The organism is Pseudomonas oryzihabitans NBRC 102199 (assembly GCF_000730625.1).
Classification (GTDB): Bacteria; Pseudomonadota; Gammaproteobacteria; order Pseudomonadales; family Pseudomonadaceae; genus Chryseomonas; species Chryseomonas oryzihabitans.
The window spans coordinates 43,933-63,614 of the sequence record NZ_BBIT01000018.1; the positions used below are offsets into that span (position 1 = coordinate 43,933).

Annotated in this window: 18 protein-coding genes; 7 read left to right on the forward strand and 11 right to left on the reverse strand. The window is 67.3% G+C overall.

The window, feature by feature from the left end; genetic code table 11:
• Positions 1-6: 6 nt before the first annotated feature.
• The 3 genes from POR01S_RS24045 (at position 7) to POR01S_RS18665 (ending at position 1,606) form a co-directional block, all read left to right on the forward strand.
• Positions 7-324 carry an SDR family NAD(P)-dependent oxidoreductase gene (locus POR01S_RS24045; protein WP_255211842.1) on the forward strand — a complete coding sequence of 106 codons (318 nt, stop codon included), beginning with the start codon at positions 7-9 and terminating at the stop codon, positions 322-324.
• On the forward strand, positions 321-836 hold the full coding sequence (locus POR01S_RS18660) for an SDR family NAD(P)-dependent oxidoreductase (RefSeq protein ID WP_255211843.1): 516 nt from the start codon (positions 321-323) through the stop codon (positions 834-836). Before POR01S_RS24045 ends, POR01S_RS18660 begins: the two co-directional genes overlap by 4 nt.
• Before the next feature lie 191 nt (positions 837-1,027).
• A complete protein-coding gene (locus tag POR01S_RS18665; RefSeq protein WP_042137604.1) occupies positions 1,028-1,606 on the forward strand; it encodes a membrane protein in 579 nt (192 codons plus the stop codon).
• Positions 1,607-1,643: 37 nt separating this feature from the next.
• Here the strand turns inward: POR01S_RS18665 and POR01S_RS18670 are convergent, their stop codons facing one another.
• Together POR01S_RS18670 and POR01S_RS18675 are read right to left on the reverse strand one after the other, a co-directional pair.
• Complete coding sequence (locus POR01S_RS18670) at positions 1,644-2,909, reverse strand: Hsp70 family protein (RefSeq protein WP_007160986.1); 1,266 nt, start codon at positions 2,907-2,909, stop codon at positions 1,644-1,646.
• 129 nt (positions 2,910-3,038) lie between these two features.
• A complete protein-coding gene (locus POR01S_RS18675; protein WP_027600965.1) occupies positions 3,039-3,482 on the reverse strand; it encodes a thiol-disulfide oxidoreductase DCC family protein in 444 nt (147 codons plus the stop codon).
• A gap of 152 nt (positions 3,483-3,634) precedes the next feature.
• On the opposite strand from POR01S_RS18675, the gene POR01S_RS18680 reads away from it, so the two are divergent.
• On the forward strand, positions 3,635-4,432 hold the full coding sequence (locus POR01S_RS18680) for an SDR family NAD(P)-dependent oxidoreductase (RefSeq protein ID WP_027600025.1): 798 nt from the start codon (positions 3,635-3,637) through the stop codon (positions 4,430-4,432).
• 134 nt (positions 4,433-4,566) lie between these two features.
• On the opposite strand, the gene POR01S_RS18685 is transcribed toward POR01S_RS18680, so the two are convergent.
• From POR01S_RS18685 to POR01S_RS18705, 5 genes are all read right to left on the reverse strand, one after another.
• Positions 4,567-5,304 carry a DUF502 domain-containing protein gene (locus tag POR01S_RS18685; RefSeq protein WP_007160983.1) on the reverse strand — a complete coding sequence of 246 codons (738 nt, stop codon included), beginning with the start codon at positions 5,302-5,304 and terminating at the stop codon, positions 4,567-4,569.
• Positions 5,305-5,390: 86 nt separating this feature from the next.
• Complete coding sequence (locus POR01S_RS18690; RefSeq protein ID WP_042137606.1) at positions 5,391-7,208, reverse strand: alpha/beta hydrolase family protein; 1,818 nt, start codon at positions 7,206-7,208, stop codon at positions 5,391-5,393.
• 228 nt (positions 7,209-7,436) lie between these two features.
• Entirely contained in the window at positions 7,437-8,501 is a 1,065-nt protein-coding gene (locus POR01S_RS18695) for a PA0069 family radical SAM protein (RefSeq protein WP_027600962.1), read from the reverse strand.
• Between the two features lie 114 nt (positions 8,502-8,615).
• Positions 8,616-9,881: an OprD family porin gene (locus tag POR01S_RS18700; RefSeq protein ID WP_042137608.1), complete on the reverse strand. Its 1,266-nt coding sequence runs from the start codon at positions 9,879-9,881 to the stop codon at positions 8,616-8,618.
• 252 nt (positions 9,882-10,133) lie between these two features.
• On the reverse strand, positions 10,134-11,531 hold the full coding sequence (locus POR01S_RS18705; RefSeq protein ID WP_027600030.1) for an MFS transporter: 1,398 nt from the start codon (positions 11,529-11,531) through the stop codon (positions 10,134-10,136).
• A gap of 448 nt (positions 11,532-11,979) precedes the next feature.
• Between POR01S_RS18705 and quiC the strand changes: the two genes are divergently transcribed.
• Positions 11,980-13,881, forward strand: coding sequence for a 3-dehydroshikimate dehydratase QuiC (gene quiC, locus POR01S_RS18710; protein ID WP_042137610.1), 1,902 nt, complete (start codon positions 11,980-11,982; stop codon positions 13,879-13,881).
• Between the two features lie 54 nt (positions 13,882-13,935).
• A complete protein-coding gene (locus POR01S_RS18715) occupies positions 13,936-14,592 on the forward strand; it encodes a TetR/AcrR family transcriptional regulator (RefSeq protein ID WP_007160977.1) in 657 nt (218 codons plus the stop codon).
• 523 nt (positions 14,593-15,115) lie between these two features.
• Here the strand turns inward: POR01S_RS18715 and POR01S_RS18720 are convergent.
• From POR01S_RS18720 to POR01S_RS18735, 4 genes are all read right to left on the reverse strand, one after another.
• Complete coding sequence (locus POR01S_RS18720; protein ID WP_027600032.1) at positions 15,116-15,973, reverse strand: glucose 1-dehydrogenase; 858 nt, start codon at positions 15,971-15,973, stop codon at positions 15,116-15,118.
• Positions 15,974-16,005: 32 nt separating this feature from the next.
• Positions 16,006-17,079, reverse strand: a complete 1,074-nt coding sequence (locus POR01S_RS18725; protein WP_042137612.1) for a class I mannose-6-phosphate isomerase — start codon at positions 17,077-17,079, stop codon at positions 16,006-16,008.
• A gap of 55 nt (positions 17,080-17,134) precedes the next feature.
• Positions 17,135-17,992: an SDR family oxidoreductase gene (locus POR01S_RS18730; RefSeq protein ID WP_042137614.1), complete on the reverse strand. Its 858-nt coding sequence runs from the start codon at positions 17,990-17,992 to the stop codon at positions 17,135-17,137.
• A 100-nt stretch (positions 17,993-18,092) separates the two neighbouring features.
• A complete protein-coding gene (locus POR01S_RS18735; protein ID WP_027600035.1) occupies positions 18,093-18,680 on the reverse strand; it encodes a cytokinin riboside 5'-monophosphate phosphoribohydrolase in 588 nt (195 codons plus the stop codon).
• A 330-nt stretch (positions 18,681-19,010) separates the two neighbouring features.
• Here POR01S_RS18735 and azu point away from each other — a divergent pair, with 330 nt between their 5' ends.
• Positions 19,011-19,460 carry an azurin gene (azu, locus tag POR01S_RS18740; protein ID WP_027600955.1) on the forward strand — a complete coding sequence of 150 codons (450 nt, stop codon included), beginning with the start codon at positions 19,011-19,013 and terminating at the stop codon, positions 19,458-19,460.
• The last annotated feature ends 222 nt before the right edge of the window (positions 19,461-19,682 follow it).

The window sequence follows — 19,682 nt, forward strand, 5'->3', positions numbered from 1 at the left end:
AACAGCATGAGAAAGACCTGGCTTATTACCGGTTGCTCGAGCGGTCTAGGCGGCCATATTGCGGCCATGGCCGCCGCGCGTGGCGACAGAGTCGTCGCAACGGCTCGCGATCCCGCCCTGTTGCAACCCCTGGTTCGGCAATTCCCGGAGAACCTGAGGGCCGTGCAGCTGGACGTCACCAAGCCCGCCTCGGTGGCTGCCGCGATTGCCTATGCCGAGCGGGAATTCGGCGGTCTCGATGTCTTGGTTAACAATGCCGGGATAGGCTTCATCGGTGCCGTGGAGGAGGCCGAGCCCAGCGAATACCGGCCGGATTCGAGGTGAATGTATTCGGTCTGATCGAAACGACCCGTCTGGCATTGCCTGCCCTGCGGCGACGCGGCGGCGGCCGCATCGTCAACCTGTCATCCGGGGCAGGGCTCTCGGGAGGACCGGGTTCCGGCTACTACAGCGCGAGCAAGTTTGCCGTCGAGGGATTTTCCGAGTCGCTGGCCAAGGAAGTGGAACCCTTCGGAATCCGCGTGACCATCGTCGAGCCCGGGCCGTTTCGCACCGATTTTCTCGGGCGCTCCATCGCCATGGCGAACCGGGTAATCCCGGCCTATGCCGACACGGCGGGGCGACGACGTGCCTACCGGGACAGCAACGACGGCAAACAGGCCGGCGATCTGCGCAAGGCTGCCGCGGTGATAGTGCAGGCCGTCATGGCGACCGAGCCACCCTTGCATCTGCCGCTCGGACCGGTCGCCTACGACATCGCGGAGCGCAAGTCGCAGGCGCTGCACGCTGATATGGCGACCTGGCGCGACATCGCCCTGCCTACCGACTTCGACTGATAGATCCAGGCGGGGCTGCGTGGCCCCCGACCCTTCCACGCACCGCGCGGATCATCTCGATCCCCCCGTTGCCCGACCCGCCTGGGCGGCATGCTCATCGCCGGGGGCCGGGGCCGTTTCGCCCGGTGAGTGGCTGCTTTTCTCGGCAAGCCTTTTTGCCGTTCCTTGGATGAACACCGCTGGAGTACTCCATGAGTCATGCCTTAGGCGCTTCGACCGGCAGCCCCTGGCTGCAACGCTACTATTTGCTCAGGGCGGCGGTTGCGCTGCTGTGGATCGCGCTGGCCCTCGCCCTTGGCCACGCGACGGCTTGGGCGGGGCCGCTCCTGCTCGTCCTCTACCCTGCGTGGGATGCCCTGGCGAACGTCCTCGATGCCCGCCAGAGCGGCGGACTGCGGCACAACGCTGGCCAGCGGCTCAACGCCGTCGTCAGTCTGGGCTTCGCGGTGGCGATAGGGCTGGCACTGACGTCTGGCATGGGCGCCGCGATCGGGGTGTTCGGGGTCTGGGCCATGGCCGCTGGGCTTTTCCAGCTGGCGGTGGCGATACGACGCTGGCGGACGTCCGCTGGCCAGTGGGCGATGATCCTGAGTGGCGCTCAATCCGCCCTGGCGGGTGGATTCTTCGTGAAGCAGGCGACTGAAGGCGTCCCGCTGGAGGTTTCCAGCGTGACGCCTTATGTGGCTTTCGGTGCCTGCTACTTCGGGATCTCGGCGGCTTGGCTCGCGGTAGCGAGATCGCGGCGGAGCGCGGCCGGCAAGCGAGCCTGATGCGGAGTCGACGCCGGCCCCAACAGTATCGAAGGACTCAGCCGTAGCGCTTGAAGGCCTCGATGGCCAGGCCGTTGCCGATGTTGCCGAAGCGATCGCCGTCCACCAGGCGGGCGCCGGGGAAGCGCCTGGCGAGGGCCTGGCGCAGCGCCGGGATGCCGCTGGAGCCGCCGGTGAAGAACAGGCTGTCGACCCGCGCCGGATCCAGATCGGCGCGGGCCAGCAGGTCGTCCACGCCACGGCTCAGGCGTTCCAGTTGCAGGGCGATGGCGGCGTCGAACAGCGGGCGTTCCAGATCCGCGGCCAGGCCGGTCTCGATGCGATCCAGGCGCAGGGTGCGGCGCCAGTCGTCGGTCAGGGCGATCTTGGCGTCTTCCACCTGGATCGCCAGCCAGTGGCCGGCGCGCTGTTCGATCAGCTTGAACAGCCGGTCCATGCAGCGGGTGTCTTGGGCGTCGTATCTCATGTCGCGCAGGGCCAGCACGCTCTTCTTGGCGTAGACGGCGTTGATGGTGTGCCAGGTCGCCAGGTTGATGTAGTGGCTGGTGGGCATGGTGGCGCCGCTCTTCATGGCGCTGCCGTAGCCCAGCAACGGCATGACCCCTTCCAGACTCAGCTGGCGGTCGAAGTCGGTACCGCCGACGTGCACGCCGCCGGTGGCGAGGATGTCGCCGGCGCGATCGGCCAGGGCACGGCGCTCCGGCGCCAGGCGCACCAGGGAGAAGTCCGAGGTACCGCCGCCGATGTCGACGATCAGCACCAGTTCCTCGCGTTCGATGCTGCGCTCGTAGTCGAAGGCGGCGGCGAGGGGTTCGAACTGGAAGGAGATGTCGCTGAAGCCCACCTGGCGCGCCACGGCGGCCAGGGTGTCCTCGGCTTCCTGGTCGGCGACCGGATCGTCATCGACGAAGTGCACCGGACGGCCCAGCACCACGGCGTCGAAGGGGCGATCGGCCTGCTGTTCGGCGCGCTGCTTGAGGGTGCCGAGAAACAGGCCGAGCACCTCGGTGAAGGGCAGGGCGCTGCCGAGGATGCTGGTCTCGCCCTTGAGCAGGTTGGAGCCGAGCAGACTCTTGAGCGAGCGCAGCAGGCGCCCCTCGTAGCCTTCCAGGTATTCGTGCAGCGCCTGGCGGCCATAGGCCGGACGGCGCTCCTCGGCGTTGAAGAAGATCACCGAGGGCAGGGTGGCCTTGCCCTCTTCAAGGGGCAGCAGGACCTCGCCCGAGGGCCTGAACCAGCCGGCGGTGGAGTTGGAGGTACCGAAGTCGAGGCCCAGGGCGCGGGCGGGTAGAGCAGCAGACATGTCAGGATCCGTAACGCGAGCAGCCGCGCAGTTTAGCCGAGACGCGCCTGCAGGCGAACCCTGGCCGGATGCCAGCAGGGTGGGCCCGCGCGTCTGCGGGACCGAAGCGGATGCGAGCGAGTGGCGGCGTCAGCCCCGGCGCGAGCGGTCGCGCGGCTCGTCCAGGGTGCAGACGTCATCCTGGCACCGCCGACTGCCCTCGGGATGGGGCAGCCAGGTCAGACCCGGGCGCAGCTTGAGGAACAGGCGATAGCCCAGTTCCAGCAGGGGCCGCAACGGCCGCCAGGCCAGCGGCCGCGCCCAGTGGCCGAGGCCGGCGGTGCGCCAGCTCCAGTAGGTGGCGTCCAGACCCTTGAACCAGCGGCCGTCGGCATCCCGGGCGTGCAGCAGATCGAGCATGGCCTGGCGCGGTGGCGCATCGACCGGCGCCTGGTTCGGGTAGTCCGGCGCGGCCAGGTCCACCAGCTGCAGTTGGCCGGGGTCGGCGTGGCGCCGCAGCCAGGCGATCTCGCGGGCGCACAGCGGGCAGGCGCCGTCGTGAAAGAGGGTCAGGGGCAGGCGGGGTGCGTGCATCTTGAACTTCCCAGGGGTCTTGCCTATCTGGACCGGCAGACGGGGCTGCCGTTGCGCTTTCCGCCGAACGGTAAGCGCAACGGCGCCTCGTGGCGAGTCGGAATCAGAGACGCCGGATCACGGCATTGAAAAAATCTGCGAGCGAGGTCGGTATGGATCTGGGAATCAAGGGGCGCGTCGCCCTCATCACGGGTGCCAGCGGTGGCATGGGTCTGGCCACGGCGAAGCTGCTGGCCGAGGAGGGCGTCAAGCTGGTGCTCTCCGACCTGGAGCAGGGCAAGCTGGAAGAGGCGGCCAAGGGCCTGCCGGGCGATACGCTGCTGATCGCCGCCGACATGACCGACCAGGCCGCGGTGGACCGGCTGGTGGAACAGGGTGAATCCCGCTTCGGCCAGATCGACATCGTGGTGCACACCGCCGGCGTCACCGGCGCCAAGGGCGATCCCCTGGAACTGGCCGATGCCGACTACGAGGAGGCCTGGGCCACCGACTTCTTTTCCGCCGTGCGCGTCGGTCGCGCCGCCATTCCGCGCATGCGCAAGCGCGGCTGGGGTCGCTTCGTCTGCATCACCTCGGAAAACGCCGTCCAGCCCTATTGGGAAGAGGCCGTCTACAACGTGGCCAAGGCGGCCCTGGCCGCCTTCATCAAGAACCTGTCGTACAAGGAAGCGGCCCACGGCGTGCTCTGCAACACCGTGTCCCCCGCCTTTATCGAGACCGGCATGACCGACGGCATGATGGAAAAGCGCGCCGAGGAAAAGGGCGTCTCCTTCGAAGAAGCCATCGAAAGCTTTCTCGACGAAGAACGGCCCGGCATCGTGCAGAAGCGCCGCGGCAAGGTGGAAGAGGTGGCCGCGGCCATCGCCCTGCTGGTGTCCGAGCGCGCTTCCTTCATCAACGGCAGCAACCTGCGTGTGGATGGGGGCTCGGTCCAGGCGGTGCAGAACTAAGGTTAAAAAGTGCCTGCGCTCGGTGATGCTGCGTTAAAAACCAGCTCGGAATGCTCATTTACTATTTGTAAACTCCGCTTCCTCGCTAGTTTTTGCCTTGCCTGACCTTCGCTCGGCGACCTTTTAGCAAATCCTTATCGAGGCTGGCGGGGCGGCTCCTCGGCCGTCCCGTTTTCCTGCTGGCGGCGCACGGCTTCTTCCAGGGGAATGAATTCCACCTGGCGATCCTTGACCACTGGCGGCAGGGTGATGCCCATGGAGACATAGATGCTGGTGAACATGTCGATGCCCATGTCCGCCGGCTTCACCCAGTCCACCGGGACATAGAGCAGGCCGCCCCCCACGGGGACCGGCGCCGAAGGCACCAGCACGGCGTGATAGTGACGACCCTCGATGTCGATCACCGCCGGATTGGGCAGCAGTGCCAGCACCGCCACGCCCTGACCCCCGAAGAAGCACCACACCGGACTCATGGCGCGGATGTCCGCCCCGCCTTCCTTGCGATCGAGCAACTCGACGAAGCGCTCGGCCAGGCCATAGAGCTTGCCCACCACCGGAATGCGGCGAAAGGTCATGTCGGCGAACCAGCCCAGTGGCCGACGCAGCCCCAGCTTGACCGCCAGCCCCAGCGGATAGAGCAGCACCAGCAGCAGCAGGGTGCCGAGGCCATAGGCCGCCATGGAATTGCCGACGAAGGGATGACCGACCGCCACGAACAACCGGCCCAGGGTGGTGTTGGGGCCGATCAGGCCATTGAGGAAACTGACGATCCAGCCGATCAGCGCCAGGGTCAGCACCAGTGGCAGGAGCAGCAGCAGGCCGGCCAGCCAGGTGGAGACGATGCTTTCGATACCGCGGCGAACGAAGGGCATGCAAGAACTCGACGGCTAAAGCGCCATTCTATACGGGCCAGGCGCGCTCAGCGTCGGCCTGGACCGACTTTCTGAGCGCGCCGCCGTTATAGCCAGCGGCGATAGAAGGCGGCTTCCTGCTCCAGGGCATCGGCCTGGTTGGCCGCTCGGCGAAAGCCATGGCCTTCGTCGGGATAGCGCCTGACCACCACCGGTATGCCACGCGCCTCCAGCGCGGCCGCCATGGCGTCGGTCTGAGCGGGGACCACCACGGCGTCCTTGAGGCCCTGCAGAAAGATCACCGGCGCCTGGATGCCCTCGGCATGCAGCAGCGGCGTCCGCGCCTCGTAGCGCGCGCGATCGGCCTCGGGATCGCCGATCAGCCAGTCCAGGTAGTCGGCCTCGAACTTGTGGGTGACCTTGGCCAGCGCCAGGGGATCGCTGACGCCATAGAGGCTGGCGCCGGCGCGAAAGACGTCGCGGAAGGCAAGGGCGCAGAGCACCGTGTAGCCACCGGCGCTGCCGCCACGGATAAAGGCCCGTGTCGGATCCACCAGGCCCTGGGCGCCCAAGTGGTCGACCACCGCGCAGGCGTCCTCGACGTCCACCTCGCCCCAGCGCAGGTGCAGCGCCTGGCGGTAGGCCCGGCCATGGCCGCTGCTGCCGCGATAGTTGAGATCGGCCACGGCGAAGCCCTGGCGCACCCAGAACTGGATGCGCGCATCGAACACCGGATAGGTGCAGGAGGTGGGACCGCCGTGGATGCTGACCAGCAGCGGCGGCGGACCCTCGCCGTGCCGCTCCGGCAGATAGAGAAAGCCCTGGGCCTGGCCATCGCCGCTGGGATAGCTCAGCGGCTGGGGGGCGACGATGGCGCTGTCGCCCAGGGGCGCGACGCCGCCGGTGACGATCTCCACCGCGCCGCTCCGGCGATCGATGGCCAGCACCGCCGAGGGGCGCGTGGGCGCCGCGGCGATGCAGTAGCAATGGCTGTCGTCCAGGGCCAGGCCCCGGAAACGGCTGAAGTCCGCGGCCAGGCGGCGGGTCTCGCCCGCTGCCCGGCGCTCGCCGAGCACGCCGAAGCCGTCTTCCTGCCAGGTCGCCAGCCAGCCTTCCGCCGTCGGCAACCAGCTGGCGCCGCCCAGTTGCCAGGGCGCCGCCGCGTGATCCGCCGCAGGCGCCTCCTGGGGCGCGAAGCCTTCCACGGTTTCGCACCAGGGCTGCCACCAGCCCTGGCGATCGCTCAGCGCCCAGAGCCGCTGCTCGCTATCGAACAGCGGCTGTTGCAGCGATTCCTCGGGATCGGCCGATACCACGCTGGGCGCACCGGGACGTCCCTCGGCGTCCAGCGTCGCCGTCAGCAGCCGGGTGCAGGTCCAGGGCTGGTGGGGCCTGTCCCACTCGATCCAGGCCAGGCGGCTCCCGTCGGCGCTGGTGCGCGGTGCGGCATAGAAATCCGCGCCCTCGGCCAGCACCTGGCGTGCGCCACCGGCACTCAAGGCGACCAGGCGATGGCGCGGCGGCTGCTCGCGGCGATCCTCCTCGACCGCCAGCAACTGCTGCCGGACACCATCCCAGTGCAGATCGCCGTAGCGCCAGGCCTCGCCTCCGGCCAGCCATTCGGGCGCGCCGCCGTCACGCGGCTGGCGATAGACCGCCTGGTCGGCTTCATTGACGAACAGCGGTCCCTGATCGCCCAGGCAGAGGGCGCCGCCGCCGTATTCGTAGACCTTGCTGCGCAGGCTGAACCCCGCCGGCGTGAGGCAGCGCGGCGCGGCGCCGGCCTCGCGGACCCAGAGGCGGGTGGCGCCATCGGTGGGATCGTACTGACTCCAGTAGAGGCCGCTGGCATCGACCTTGAGTTCGGCGAAGTCGATACCGGCGGCAACGGCCTGGGCCGGCGTGAGCGGGGTAGGGGCGGTCATGGCGACTCCGGAGATAGGCACAGCCGTTTAGCCTAGCAGCTGGATGGCGAGGGCTGGGTGAGGGAGGCCACGCCGTTGGGCTTCGCTGCGCTCAACCCGACCTACGAGGCTGCGTCGCTTTTCCCCCTCTCCCCTTGGGAGAGGGCTGGGGTGAGGGGCTGCGGCGCTTTTCCCCCTCTCCCTTTGGGAGAGGGTTGGGGTGAGGGAGCACCCCGTTCTGCGCCCGTGCTAAAACAACCCCAGCTGCTCCCCCGGCGGGGCGAACTGGCTGCAGTCCAGGCCTTCGCCCTCGCGACGCTCCAGGCCGAAGCGGCGGCGTGCCAGGCGAAAGCGCTGGGCCAGCAGCTCGGCGAACTGGCCTTCGCCCTTCATGCGGATGCCGAAGCGACTGTCGTAATTCTTCCCGCCGCGCGACTGCCGGATCAGGCTCATCACATGGGCGGCACGCTCGGGGAAGTGCGTCTGCAGCCATTCCTCGAACAGCTCGACGATCTCCAGCGGCAGTCGCAACAGCGTATAGCCGGCCGAGCGGGCGCCGTGGTCGCGGGCCGCCTCCAGCAGGGCTTCGAGTTCATGGTCGTTGATCATGGGAATCATCGGTGCCAGCAGGGCGCTCACCGGCACCCCGTGCTCGTGCAGGGTGCGCATGGCGCGCAGCCGGGCCTGGGGCGCCGCGGTGCGGGGTTCGAGGATGCGCTTGAGGTCATCATCCAGCGTGGTGAGGCTGAAGGCCACCCGCACCAGGTTGCGCTCGGCCAGCTGCACCAGCAGATCCAGGTCGCGCAGGATCAGCGCGCTCTTGGTGATGAGGGTCACCGGATGGCGATAGCGCAGCAGGATCTCCAGCGCCTGGCGCGTCAGCTGGTATTGCCGCTCGATGGGCTGGTAGCCGTCGGTGTTGATGCCCAGGGCGATGGGCTGCGGCTGGTAGCCCGGCTTGCTCAGCTCCGCCTCCAGCCGCTCGGCCAGATTGGTCTTGGCGATCAGCTGGGTCTCGAAATCGATGCCGGGCGAGAGGTCCCAGTAGGCGTGGGAGGGGCGGGCGAAACAGTAGATGCAGCCATGCTCGCAGCCGCGATAGGGATTCACCGAGCGATCGAAGCCGACGTCCGGCGACTGGTTGCGGCTGATCACCGTCTTGGCCGTTTCCTGGCGGACGGCGGTGGTAAAGGTCAGCGGGGTGGCTTCCTCGTACCAGCCATCGTGCTCGGCCTCGCTGCGGGTGGCGGCAAAGCGATTGTGCGGATTGCTGGCGGTGCCACGACCCCGTGGCGGGCGCTGGGGCTGGGTCATGTCGAGGCCTCTTTGCTGTATCTTTGTACAGTATAAGGCCTGGGCGATCCGGGCAAGCGACAGCGGTCGGCTGGGCGGGCGGAACGGCCACCCGCCCAGCCGCGAACCGGCGCCCTACAGCACCGAGATCGGGTAGTTGAGGATGATGCGGTTCTCGTCGAAGGAGCCGCTGGCGCTGTAGTCGCGTCTCATGCTGGAGTTGCGCCAGCGGATCAGCAGCTTCTTCAGCGGGCCGCTCTGCACCTCGTATTGCACCTCGGATTCGCGACCCCATTCCTTGCCGTCGGTGATGCTGCCGGTGTGCACGTTGTCGCCGCTGAGGTAGCGATTCATCAGGGTCAGACCCGGCACGCCGAAGGCGGCGAAGTTGTGGTCGTAGCGCACCTGCCAGGAGCGTTCCCGGGCGTTGTCGTAGCTGGAGTTGTAGCTGTCGTTGGCCAGGGTGCCGCCGCTGGTGCCGTTGACCCTCATCCAGGCGCTGTCGCCACTGACGCGCTGCAGGCCGACATAGAAGGTGCCGCCGCCCTGCTTGGCCGAGAGCAGCGCATAGGCGGTGCGGTTGTCCAGGGCACCGGCGCGGGCCGAACCGTCGTCGTCGCCGATGAAGTAGCCGAGGTTGGCGCCCAGGGTCCAGCTGCCCAGCGGCTGGTAGTGGATCAGGTTGATGAACTTCTGGTGGTAGATGTCTTCGAGCTGAGCGTACCAGAGGCCGATCTGGGTACGCTTCTCGTTGAACCTGTATTCGCCGCCAACGAAGTTGAAGCGGTCGGAGGTGGCATTGGCGCGGCCCTGCATGAACATGTCTTCCATGCTGGCGTCGTTGCGCGGGCTGTTCTGCCGCATCTGGCCGCCCCAGAGTTCCAGGTTCTGGATCTCGGTGGAGTGGATCTGCGCGCCCTGAAAGGTCTGCGGCAGCGAGCGGCCATCGTCGGACCTGAGGATCGGCAGCACGGCGAACCACTCGCCGACCTTGATATCGGTCTTGGAGACCTTGGCCTTGGCGGCCACCGCCAGGCGCCCGAAATCCTTGGCCGGCTCGTTGCCGGCATGGGTCGGCAGCAGCTGGGTGCCATAGGTGCCGGCGCCACCGTCGAGCTTGATCGAATAGAGCCCCAGGGCATCGATGCCGAAGCCCACCGGCCCCTGGGTATAGCCGGAGGTCAGGCCGAAGATGAAGCTCTGGGTCCATTCCTCGGCCTTGTTCTGCGCGGTGTAGGCCGGATCGACGAAGTTGCGATTGAAGTAGAAGTTGCGCAGGTTGAGATTGGCCTTGGTGCCTTCGATGAAGCCGTCCGCGGCCCACAGCGGCGTGGTGCTGGCGAGGGCGGCAAGGGCGGCGCAGGCACGGGCGAGCCGGCCGGAAGCGAGTCGAGTGCTCATGGTGTTCCTTGTTCTTGTAGGTAAGGGGTGCCCTGCCGGCGCGGAGGCGGCATCTGACGAGGGCAGGTCGGGCGGTGGCGCGAGGGACGGCTAGGAGGGTGCAGGCGACATGGGGGATTCCTTTCTTATTTGAATTATCGGAAAGCAGCGACCGAGGCGTTCGGCTGGGTAGTTATATGACAACGTATGTCTTGCGGCAAGGCTACCAAGGTAGCAGGGCGGAGCCCTCGCCAGGCGAGGGCTCGCGAGGGGTCAGACGCTGGCCTTGAGGCTGTCCTGGCGGGCCGTGTCGTAGGAGTGCTTGTCCATCTGCAGGGCGCCTGGCTTGCCCAGGTCGCTCATGGGCACCCGGTAGGTCTCCGGCGACAGGTAGGCCGCCAGGGCCGACAGGCAGGTCACGCCGAAGGCCAGGCCGCCGACCACCAGCCAGATGTTCTCGGTGCCGGGCGGGGCGACCAGGGTGAACAGCGCCGGCAGCATGGCGGTGAACATGGTGCCGATGTTCTGGGCGATGGCCATGGCCGAGACGCGGTAGCGGGTCTGGAACTGCTCCGGGTAGAAGCTCGGGAACACGGCGTTGTAGCCCTGGTAGACCACGCCCCACATCAGCAGCGACATGACGAAGGCCAGCGGCAGGTTGTGGATGCTGATGGCATAGAGGTAACCGAAGGCCAGCAGACCCGAACCCAGGGCGCCGCCGATCATGGTCGGCCGGCGGCCGATGCGATCGGAAAGGTTGCCGACGAAGGGGATCACCAGCACGGCGACGATGTTGCCCACCACCGGTATCCACAGGTAGACGCTCTTGTCGAAGCCGATGCCGTAGGCCGGCTGCACCGCATAGGCGGCGCCAAAGATGGTGGCCACCACCGGGATGACGTTCATCAGCGCCATCAGCGCGACCAGGATCATGGCCTTCCAGCTGGTGCTCAGGGCTTCGCCGATGGGCGAGCGCCGGGCCACGCTGGCGGTCTCGGTCTTGGCTTCTTCCTTGACGAAGGCGGGCGTCTCATGGACCTCGCGGCGGATGATGAAACCGGCCAGCAGGACGAAGGCGCTGAGCAGGAAGGGGATGCGCCAGCCCCAGCTGTTGAAGGCGTCGGCGGGCATGAAGTAGGCCAGCGGCAGGAAGATCGCCGCGGCCATCACCTGGCCGGCCTGGACGCCCTGCAGGGTAAAGCTCGCATAGTAGCCACGCCGGCCGAAGGGGGCGTGTTCGAGCACCATGGAGCTGGCCCCGGAGATCTCGCCGGCCACGGCGAACCCCTGGATCAGGCGCAGCACCACCAGCAGGATGGGCGCGAGGATACCGATCTGGTGGTAGGTGGGCAGCAGGCCCACGGCCATGGTGGCGATGCCCATGAGGAACATGCACAGCAGCAGGACGTTCTTGCGACCGCGGGTATCGCCCCAGTGACCGAGCACGAAGGCACCGACCGGACGGGCCAGATAGCCCACGCCATAGGTGGCGAGGGAGGCGACGATGGCCATCTTGGGATCGCTGGAGGGGAAGAAGATCTGCGGGAAGATCAGCGCCGCCGCCTGGGCGTAGATGAAGAAGTCGTAGTATTCCAGCGCCGAGCCGATCCAGCCGCTGGCAGTGGCTTTCTTGGCTTGGGAGCCGGGGGTGGGGGAGGCGGTATTGGCCATGGTTGTCTCCGGAATTTTATTGTCAGGCCAGGAGGGTTTCAGCGCCGCGCACGAACTCGCTCGGGTCGCGGGAGCCGAAGATGGAAAGGACGGGAGGACCTAGCCTGGCCGTCGCCGACTGCGCGCGGTGGGGCTGCAGACGAGACGGGGGACGCAGGATAACGTGGATAGCTGGGGCATGGACGCACACTCTTGTTTGTCTTGTTATGGTCGACGCGGCGGAAGCGACGAGCGCTGGGCTCTACGATCATAGTGCGAGGCGCTAACGGGACTGGTCAATTCGCCGGAAGCCCAACTGTTCGATCAGCGAACAGAAACTAACCGGTTCGTACATAATCCATTGTTGGGTCGCCGGGCGCCACGAATAATCGGCACCAGACCCGACAGATCCGTGTCACCCCGCCCTGGCCCAGCCCGCGGAGTGGCCGTTCAACACAGGAGCACCGGCATGCAGCGTTCCATCGCGACCGTATCCATCAGCGGCACCCTGACCGAGAAGCTCGAGGCCATCGCCGCGGCGGGCTTCGACGGTGTGGAGATCTTCGAGAACGACCTGCTGTATTCCGGTGCCAGTCCGCGGGAGATCCGCCAGCGCGCCCAGGACCTGGGGCTGGCGATCACCCTGTTCCAGCCGTTCCGCGACTTCGAGGGCAATCGCCGCGAGCGGCTGCAGCGCAATCTCGACCGCGCCGAGCGCAAGTTCGACCTCATGCAGGAGCTGGGCACCGACCTCATCCTGGTATGCAGCAACACCGCCGCCGACAGCCTCGGCGACGAGCGCCTGATCGCCGACGACCTGCAGCTGCTGGCCGAGCGCGCCGCCCCGCGTGGCCTGCGCATCGGCTACGAAGCCCTCGCCTGGGGGCGTCACGTCAACACCTGGCAGCAGGTCTGGCGGCTGGTGAAGGCGGTCGATCACCCCAATCTCGGCGTGCTACTCGACAGCTTCCACACCCTGTCCATTGGTGGTGATCCGGCGGGCATCGCGCAGATCCCGGGGGACAAGATCTTTTTCGTGCAGATGGCCGATGCGCCCGTGCTGCAGATGGACGTGCTGGAGTGGAGTCGGCATTTCCGCTGCTTCCCGGGGCAGGGCGAATTCGACCTGGCCGGTTTCCTCGCGCCCATCCTGCAGACCGGCTACCAGGGGCCGCTGTCGCTGGAGATCTTCAATGACGGCTTCCGCGCCGCCCAGACCCGCGCCACCGCCGCCGATGGCCTGAGATCCCTGCTCTACCTGGAGGAGCAGACCGCCGCGCGGTTGCAGCGAGAAGAGAGCCCGGTGGCTGCGCCGCTGTTCGCCCCGCCCGAGGCGCCGCGCCTGGAGGGCACCGAATTCCTCGAATTCGCCGTGGACGACGGCCATGGCGCCGACCTGGCGGGCTGGCTAGGCAAACTGGGCTTCGTCCGGGCCGGCCGGCACCGCTCCAAGAACGTCACCCTGCTGCGCCAGGGCGAGATCAACCTGGTGCTCAATGCCGAACCCTATTCCTTCGGCCACAACTTCTTCGAGGCCCACGGCCCCTCGCTGTGCGCCATGGCCCTGCGCGTGCCGGACAGCCAGGCCGCCCTGGAGCGCGCCCAGCAGTACCGGGCGCAGCCCTATCGCGGCCTGGTCGGTCCCAACGAGCGCGAGATCCCGGCGGTGCGGGCGCCCGATGGCAGCCTGATTTATCTCGCCGATCGTGGCGCCGACGGCCGCAGTCTCTATGACACCGACTTCGACGTCAGCGCCGGCGCCAGCGGCGGCCTCGGCCTGACCCACGTCGACCACGTGGCCATCGCCCTGCCGGCCGATGCCCTGGACAGCTGGGTGCTGTTCTACAAGAGCCTGTTCGATTTCAGCGCCGACGACGAGGTGGTGGTCCCGGACCCCTATGGCCTGGTCAAGAGTCGCGCCCTGAAGAATCGCGAGAGCAGCGTGCGCCTGGCGCTCAACATCTCGGAGAATCGCAACACCGCCATCGCCCGGGCGCTGTCCAGCTATCGCGGCTCGGGGGTGCACCACATCGCCTTCGCCTGCCAGGACATCTTCCAGGCGGTGGAGCAGGCCAAGGCCGCCGGGGTGCCCCTGCTGGAGATCCCGATGAACTACTACGACGACCTGGGAGCGCGCTTCGATTTCGACGACGACTTCCTCAGTCGGCTGGCCTACTACAACGTCCTCTACGACCGCGATGCCCAGGGCGGCGAGCTGTTCCACGTCTACACCGAGTCCTTCGCCGACCGCTTCTTCTTCGAAATCCTGCAGCGCAAGGATTACAGTGGCTACGGCGCCGCCAACAGCCCGGTCCGCCTGGCGGCCATGCTGCAGGCGCGCCAGGGTCGCCCGGCGCCCCTGGAATTCTGAGCCAGGCGGGCACCCCGGGGTGCCCGCGCCTCTCCTCCGACAAGAGTCAGCCCGATGCAGGACACCCCGGCGCTCGCGCCCACGCTGCGTACCCCGCGCAAGAACAATCCCGAGAAGACCCGCCAGGCCATCCTCGCCGCCGCCGTGGCCGAGTTCGCCGACCTGGGCCTGAGTGGCGCGCGGGTGGACGCCATCGCCGAGCGCACCCATACCTCCAAGCGGATGATCTACTACTACTTCGGCAGCAAGGAGCAGCTCTACCTGACGGTGCTGGAAAAGCTCTACAGCGACGTGCGCGGCAACGAGGCCGAATTGCCGCTGGACCGCCTGCCGCCGCTGGAGGCGATCCGCACCCTGGCGGAATTCCTTTTCGAGCATCACCGCAGTCACGACGACTTCATCCGCGTGGTGAGCATCGAGAACATCCACCGCGGTCGCCACCTGGCGCAGTCCGAGACCATCTCCAGCCTCAACTCCTCGGCGCTGGAAGCCCTGCGCCGCATCCTCGCCCGCGGCGAAGCCAGCGGCGAGATCCGCAGCGGGCTGGACGCGGTGGATGTGCACCTGCTGATGTGCTCGTTCTGCTTCTACCGCGTCTCCAACCGCCACACCTTCGGCCGCATCCACGACATCGACATGGAAGAACCGGCGGTGCTGCGCCGCCACAAGACCATGATCGGCGATGCCATGGTGCGCTACCTCCAGCCGTAGGGCCTGCGGGCGGCCCTCACCCCAGCCCTCTCCCAGGGGGAGAGGGGGCGTCTGATCGAGGCTTCCAGTCGCTGCCTGGATTCGTAGGGTGGAAAACCGCGTAGCGTTTTCCACGCGGCTGCCCGAGCAATCTTCTCTCGGAGAGAGGGCAAGCCTGGTAGGTTGGGTTGAGACGGCTTCATCGTCGAAGCCCAACGCTATCGGATACCCCACGTTGGGCTTCGCTGCGCTCAACCCAACCTACGGAATCATCTACTTTCTCGCCCTCGGAGAAAGGGCGAACCCAGATATGTAGGGTGGAAAACCGCGCAGCGTTTTCCACGCGGCTACCCGAGCAATCTTTTCTCGGAGAGAGGGCAAGCCTCTTAGGTTAGTTGAGACGGCTTCACCGTCGAAGCCCAACGCTGCCGGATACCCCACGTTGGGCTTCGCTGCGCTCAACCCAACCTACGGAATTATCTACCCCCTCTCCCTCGGGGAGAGGGCCGGGGTGAGGGCAACCCCGGCACCCCAGCCAAAACCCTTAGAGCACCGGCATCCCGCCCGTCACCGGCAGCATTGCGCCGGAGATGTAGCTGCCTTCGTCCGAGGCCAGCAGCACATAGGCCGGGGCCAGCTCCACCGGCTGGCCGGCGCGACCAAGAGGGGTACTGGCGCCGAATTGCTCAGGTTCGTCGGGCTTCATGGTGCTGACGATCAGCGGCGTCCAGATCGGGCCGGGGGCCACGCTGTTGGCGCGGATGCCCTTGTCGCCGAGCAGTTGCGCCAGGCCCGCGGTGAAGTTGGCGATGGCGCCCTTGGTCGCCGAATAGGCCAGCAGGGTCGGCGGGGCGATGTCGGCGTTGATCGAGGCGGTGTTGATGATGGAGCCACCGCGCGGCATGTGCTTCACCGCCGCCTGGGTGATGCGGAACATGGCGTGGATGTTCACGTTGAAGGTATGCACCCATTCCTCGTCAGGAATCTCGTCGAGACTGTCGCGCACCTGCTGGAAGGCGGCGTTGTTGACCAGCACGTCGATCCGGCCAAAGGCCTCGACGGTCTTCTGCACCACGTCCAGGCAGGTCTGGCGATCGACCAGATCGCCGGGCAGTAGGACGGCCTGGCGCCCGGCCTCGGTGACCAGGCGGGCGGTCTCCCGGGCATCCTCGTGCTCGTCCAGGTAGGCGATGGCGACATCGGCGCCCTCACGGGCGAAGGCGATGGCCACGGCGCGGCCGATACCGCTGTCGGCGCCGGTGATCAGCGCCGCCTTGCCCTTGAGGCGACCCGAGCCGCGATAGGTTGCGGCGCCGCTGTCGGGCAGCGGATCCATGCGCGCTTCGGAGCCGGGAAAGGTCTGGGGTTGGGGTTTCAGTGGGGGCTTGGGATAGTCGCTCATGGGGACTCCTTGAAGGTCAGTGAGCTTGCAGTTCAGGAAGAGCAATCGATACCCAGGTCGGCCATGACCGCGGGGCCGTAGCCGGCGGCGGCCAGGGGCGCCTGGATGTCCTGATGCAGATCCGGCACGTAGCCGATCAGCAGGTCGGCCGGGCCGCTCAGACGGATTTCACCGAGCGCGGCCGGTAGCAGCAGGGATTCGGCGGCGCCGAGCATGCCGCTCCAGCCAGCCGACTCCAGCCGTACCGGACGCCCGACGTTGCTCAGTAGGCGGGCGCTGGAGAAGCCATAGTCCAGCGGCGGCGCCCCGGCGCCGGCCAGCCGCCAGCGTTCCAGGGCGAAGTGCCGGCAGGCGGTGCACAGCAGGCGGTCGTGCCCATCGCCCAGGGGCAGGCGCAGCCCGGGGGTGACCCGCGGATCGGCATCCAGATCCAGTTCGTCCAGCAGCGCCTCGATACCGGCGCGCCAGTCGGCGTGGGGCAGCGGCTCGCCATCGGTCATGCGCCAGGGCATGGCCTGCTGCTGGATGTCCGAGGTCTGTTCGATCTCGTAGATCAGGGTGCCGGGACCGAAGCTGTGCAGGGTGCCGCCGGGGATGAAGAAGGTCTCGCCAGCGCGCACCGGCAGGCGCCGCATGACGGCGTCGTAGTCCTGCCGCAGCAGGGCGTCGCGCACGCGCTCGCGACTCTGGCCGGGCTTGAGGCCCACCAGGGCGGTGGCGCCCGGTTCGGCCCAGAGGATGTGCCAGGCCTCGGTCTTGCCGTTGGGCTGGCATTCCAGGCGGCGGGCGGTGGCGTCATCGGCGTGCAGATGCACCGGCAGGCGCCCGCTGCCGTCGATGAACTTGGTCAGCAGGGGAAACCAGGGACCCTGCCAGCCCGGCGCGACCAGTTGTTCGGGATAGGCCTGCACCACGTCATGCAGGCTCTGGCCGGCGAGGGGACCGTCGAGCACCGTGGCACTGCTGCCCGGTACGTCGCTGATTTCCCAGGTCTCGGCGATGCGGCCCGGAGGCAGGCCACGCTTGCCGAGGCGCTCGCCGATCTCGTGACCGCCGAACACATGGGTGCGCAAGGGGGTGGAAAGGCGCAGGGGTTGGCCAAGCATCGGGGGACTCCAGCGGCAAGAAAGGCGCCCCGGCCCGGGCCGGGGCAGAGAACACTCAGAGAATCGGCTTGCCGCCGGTGACGGCGATGCGCGCGCCCGAGGTGTAGCTGGATTCGTCGGAGGCCAGCATCACATAGACCGGCGCCAGTTCCACCGGCTGGCCGGGGCGGCCGAGCGGGGTGTTGCCGCCGAATTCCTTGACCTGCTCGGGCGGCATGGTGGCCGGGATCAGCGGGGTCCAGACAGGGCCGGGGGCCACGCTGTTGGCGCGGATGCCCTTTTCGCCAAGCAGTTGCGCCAGGCCCGCGGTGAAGTTGGCGATGGCGCCCTTGGTGGTGGCATAGGCCAGCAGCGTCGGCCGCGGCATGTCCGAATTCACCGAGGTGGTGTTGATGATGGAGCCACCCTGGCCCATGTGCTTCACCGCGGCCTGGGTGATGCGAAACATGGCGGTGATGTTCACATCGAAGGTGTAGACCCACTCGTCGTCGGGAATTTCGTCGAGGGTCTCGTGGGTCATCTGGAAGGCGGCGTTGTTGACCAGCACGTCGATGCGCCCGAAGGCGGCCACGGTCTTGTCCACCACCGCCAGGCACTGCTCGCGCTTGGACAGGCAGCCCGGCAGCAGCAGGGCCTCGCGCCCGGCTTCGCGCACCAGGCGGGCGGTGTCCTCGGCGTCTTCGTGCTCGTTCAGGTAGCTGATGGCGACATCGGCGCCCTCGCGGGCGAAGGCGATGGCCACGGCACGGCCGATGCCGCTGTCGCCACCGGTGATCAGCGCCTTCTTGCCGGCCAGACGGCCAGAGCCCTTGTAGCTTTGCTCACCGCAATCCGGGACCGGATTCATGCGCGATTGCAGGCCGGGAACCTCTTGCTGCTGTTCCGGCATCGGGGCTTTGGGAAAATCGGTCATGGAGGAATCCTCGTCGCTCGTGTGACTTTTGCGGGCCTGTCAGTACCGACAGGCCACAAGCGGCGAGGGTTCGAGACCCGGGACGGGCGGTGTAGCGGCGCTAGCGCGGTGCCGCTTCGGCCCAGCGCGGCGGCACCGTGGGCTGCCAGGTGGCGAGGGCGTCTAGCAGGGCGGTTGGCGAAGCCTCCACCTGCAGCATGGCGCGGTGCGGCGCGGCAACGAAGCCCTGGGCGACCAGGTGATCGAGGAAGCCTTCCAATTGCGCGTAGAAGCCATCGACCTCCAAGAGACCCATCGGCTTGGCGTGATAGCCGAGCTGCCCCCAGGTCCAGACCTCGAAGAGTTCTTCCAGAGTGCCCAGGCCGCCGGGGAGGGCGATGAAGGCATCGGCCAGCTCCGCCATCCGCGCCTTGCGCGCATGCATGCCGTCGACCACTTCCAGCCGAGTGCAGCCCGTATGGCCCAGTTCGGCGGTCTTGAGGCTCTGGGGGATGATGCCGATGACTTCGCCACCGGCGGCCAGGGCGGCATCGGCGACCACACCCATCAGGCCGACCTTGCCACCGCCGTAAACCAGGGTGAGGCCGCGCTCGGCGAGGGTACGCCCGAGGTGCGCGGCCGCTTCGGCGAAGACCGGCGAGGCGCCGGGCTTGGCACCACAGAAGACACAGACGGTTTTCAGCGACATGGGGACTCCTAGGCAGGCAAAACGCCTAGCCTAGCTGCCCGTCACCCGTGATCAAAGCACCGTCATCGCGCGAGGAAAGCCTCTTCCGGCGCATTGCCACTGGCGGCCTGGGCATAGCTGGCGAACAACTCGTGCAACAGGGCGGTAAGGGTCATGGCGGGCGTCCTTGGCTGGCGGGTGATGGAGGGATAGTACCCAGAGGTAAGGCCTGGCGACCTGGCAAAGGTTTCGATGGAGGCGATAGAGCGGAGCCGCTCCCTTGCCATGGCCGCTGGAACCCGCCACCCTCGCATCGGTCTGACTGGCGACTTTCACGCATCCGGAGGGTTCATGAAATCCACGCTTTTCGCCGCCGCGCTGTTCGCCCTGGGAAGTACCGGCGCCTGGGCCGCTGACAGCTGTACCACCCAGATCGAAGCCGGCGACCAGATGACCTACAGCCGCGCTTCCATCCAGGTCCCGGCCTCGTGCAAGACCTTTACCGTGGAGTTGATCCACAACGGCAGCCTGCCCAAGAACGTCATGGGCCATAACTGGGTGCTGACCCGCTCCACCGACGCCTCGGCCGTCGACGCCGCCGGCATGAACGCGGGCGAAGCCAAGGGCTACCTGCCCGAGGGCGACGAACGCATCATCGCCCATACCAAGATGTTGGGTGGTGGCGAGAAGGATTCCGTGACCTTCGATACCGGGGCCCTGGAAGCCGGCAAGGAATACACCTTCTTCTGCTCCTTCCCGGGGCATTTCGGCTCCATGCGCGGGGTGTTGCAGCGCGGGTAAGGAGAAGGTTGGGTTGTGGCGGTCGACCGTCGCAATCCGACCTCTTGAGCAGGAGACGCCTGGAGGTTGGGTTGAGCGTTAGCGAAGTCCAACGCTGCAGGGCCTCATGCTTTTTTAGTACGTGCCATGGCTACTTATTGAGTGTTTGGAGAGTTTTTGTTTCGCCCACCCGGGCGAGTCACTTTTTGCAGTCGCGGCTGCGCGCCCCGCAAAAAAGTAACC

Bases quoted from the DNA above. Each gene is read 5' to 3' on its own strand.
- POR01S_RS18715 (WP_007160977.1), top strand. From the start codon at position 13,936: ATGCAGGACACCCCGGCGCTCGCGCCCACGCTGCGTACCCCGCGCAAG.
- POR01S_RS18685 (WP_007160983.1), bottom strand. From the start codon at position 5,304: ATGCCCTTCGTTCGCCGCGGTATCGAAAGCATCGTCTCCACCTGGCTG.
- POR01S_RS24045 (WP_255211842.1), top strand. From the start codon at position 7: ATGAGAAAGACCTGGCTTATTACCGGTTGCTCGAGCGGTCTAGGCGGC.
- POR01S_RS18675 (WP_027600965.1), bottom strand. From the start codon at position 3,482: ATGCACGCACCCCGCCTGCCCCTGACCCTCTTTCACGACGGCGCCTGC.
- POR01S_RS18700 (WP_042137608.1), bottom strand. From the start codon at position 9,881: ATGAGCACTCGACTCGCTTCCGGCCGGCTCGCCCGTGCCTGCGCCGCC.
- POR01S_RS18670 (WP_007160986.1), bottom strand. From the start codon at position 2,909: ATGTCTGCTGCTCTACCCGCCCGCGCCCTGGGCCTCGACTTCGGTACC.
- POR01S_RS18690 (WP_042137606.1), bottom strand. From the start codon at position 7,208: ATGACCGCCCCTACCCCGCTCACGCCGGCCCAGGCCGTTGCCGCCGGT.
- POR01S_RS18665 (WP_042137604.1), top strand. From the start codon at position 1,028: ATGAGTCATGCCTTAGGCGCTTCGACCGGCAGCCCCTGGCTGCAACGC.
- POR01S_RS18705 (WP_027600030.1), bottom strand. From the start codon at position 11,531: ATGGCCAATACCGCCTCCCCCACCCCCGGCTCCCAAGCCAAGAAAGCC.
- POR01S_RS18720 (WP_027600032.1), bottom strand. From the start codon at position 15,973: ATGAGCGACTATCCCAAGCCCCCACTGAAACCCCAACCCCAGACCTTT.
- POR01S_RS18730 (WP_042137614.1), bottom strand. From the start codon at position 17,992: ATGACCGATTTTCCCAAAGCCCCGATGCCGGAACAGCAGCAAGAGGTT.
- POR01S_RS18680 (WP_027600025.1), top strand. From the start codon at position 3,635: ATGGATCTGGGAATCAAGGGGCGCGTCGCCCTCATCACGGGTGCCAGC.
- POR01S_RS18695 (WP_027600962.1), bottom strand. From the start codon at position 8,501: ATGACCCAGCCCCAGCGCCCGCCACGGGGTCGTGGCACCGCCAGCAAT.
- azu (WP_027600955.1), top strand. From the start codon at position 19,011: ATGAAATCCACGCTTTTCGCCGCCGCGCTGTTCGCCCTGGGAAGTACC.
- quiC (WP_042137610.1), top strand. From the start codon at position 11,980: ATGCAGCGTTCCATCGCGACCGTATCCATCAGCGGCACCCTGACCGAG.
- POR01S_RS18725 (WP_042137612.1), bottom strand. From the start codon at position 17,079: ATGCTTGGCCAACCCCTGCGCCTTTCCACCCCCTTGCGCACCCATGTG.
- POR01S_RS18735 (WP_027600035.1), bottom strand. From the start codon at position 18,680: ATGTCGCTGAAAACCGTCTGTGTCTTCTGTGGTGCCAAGCCCGGCGCC.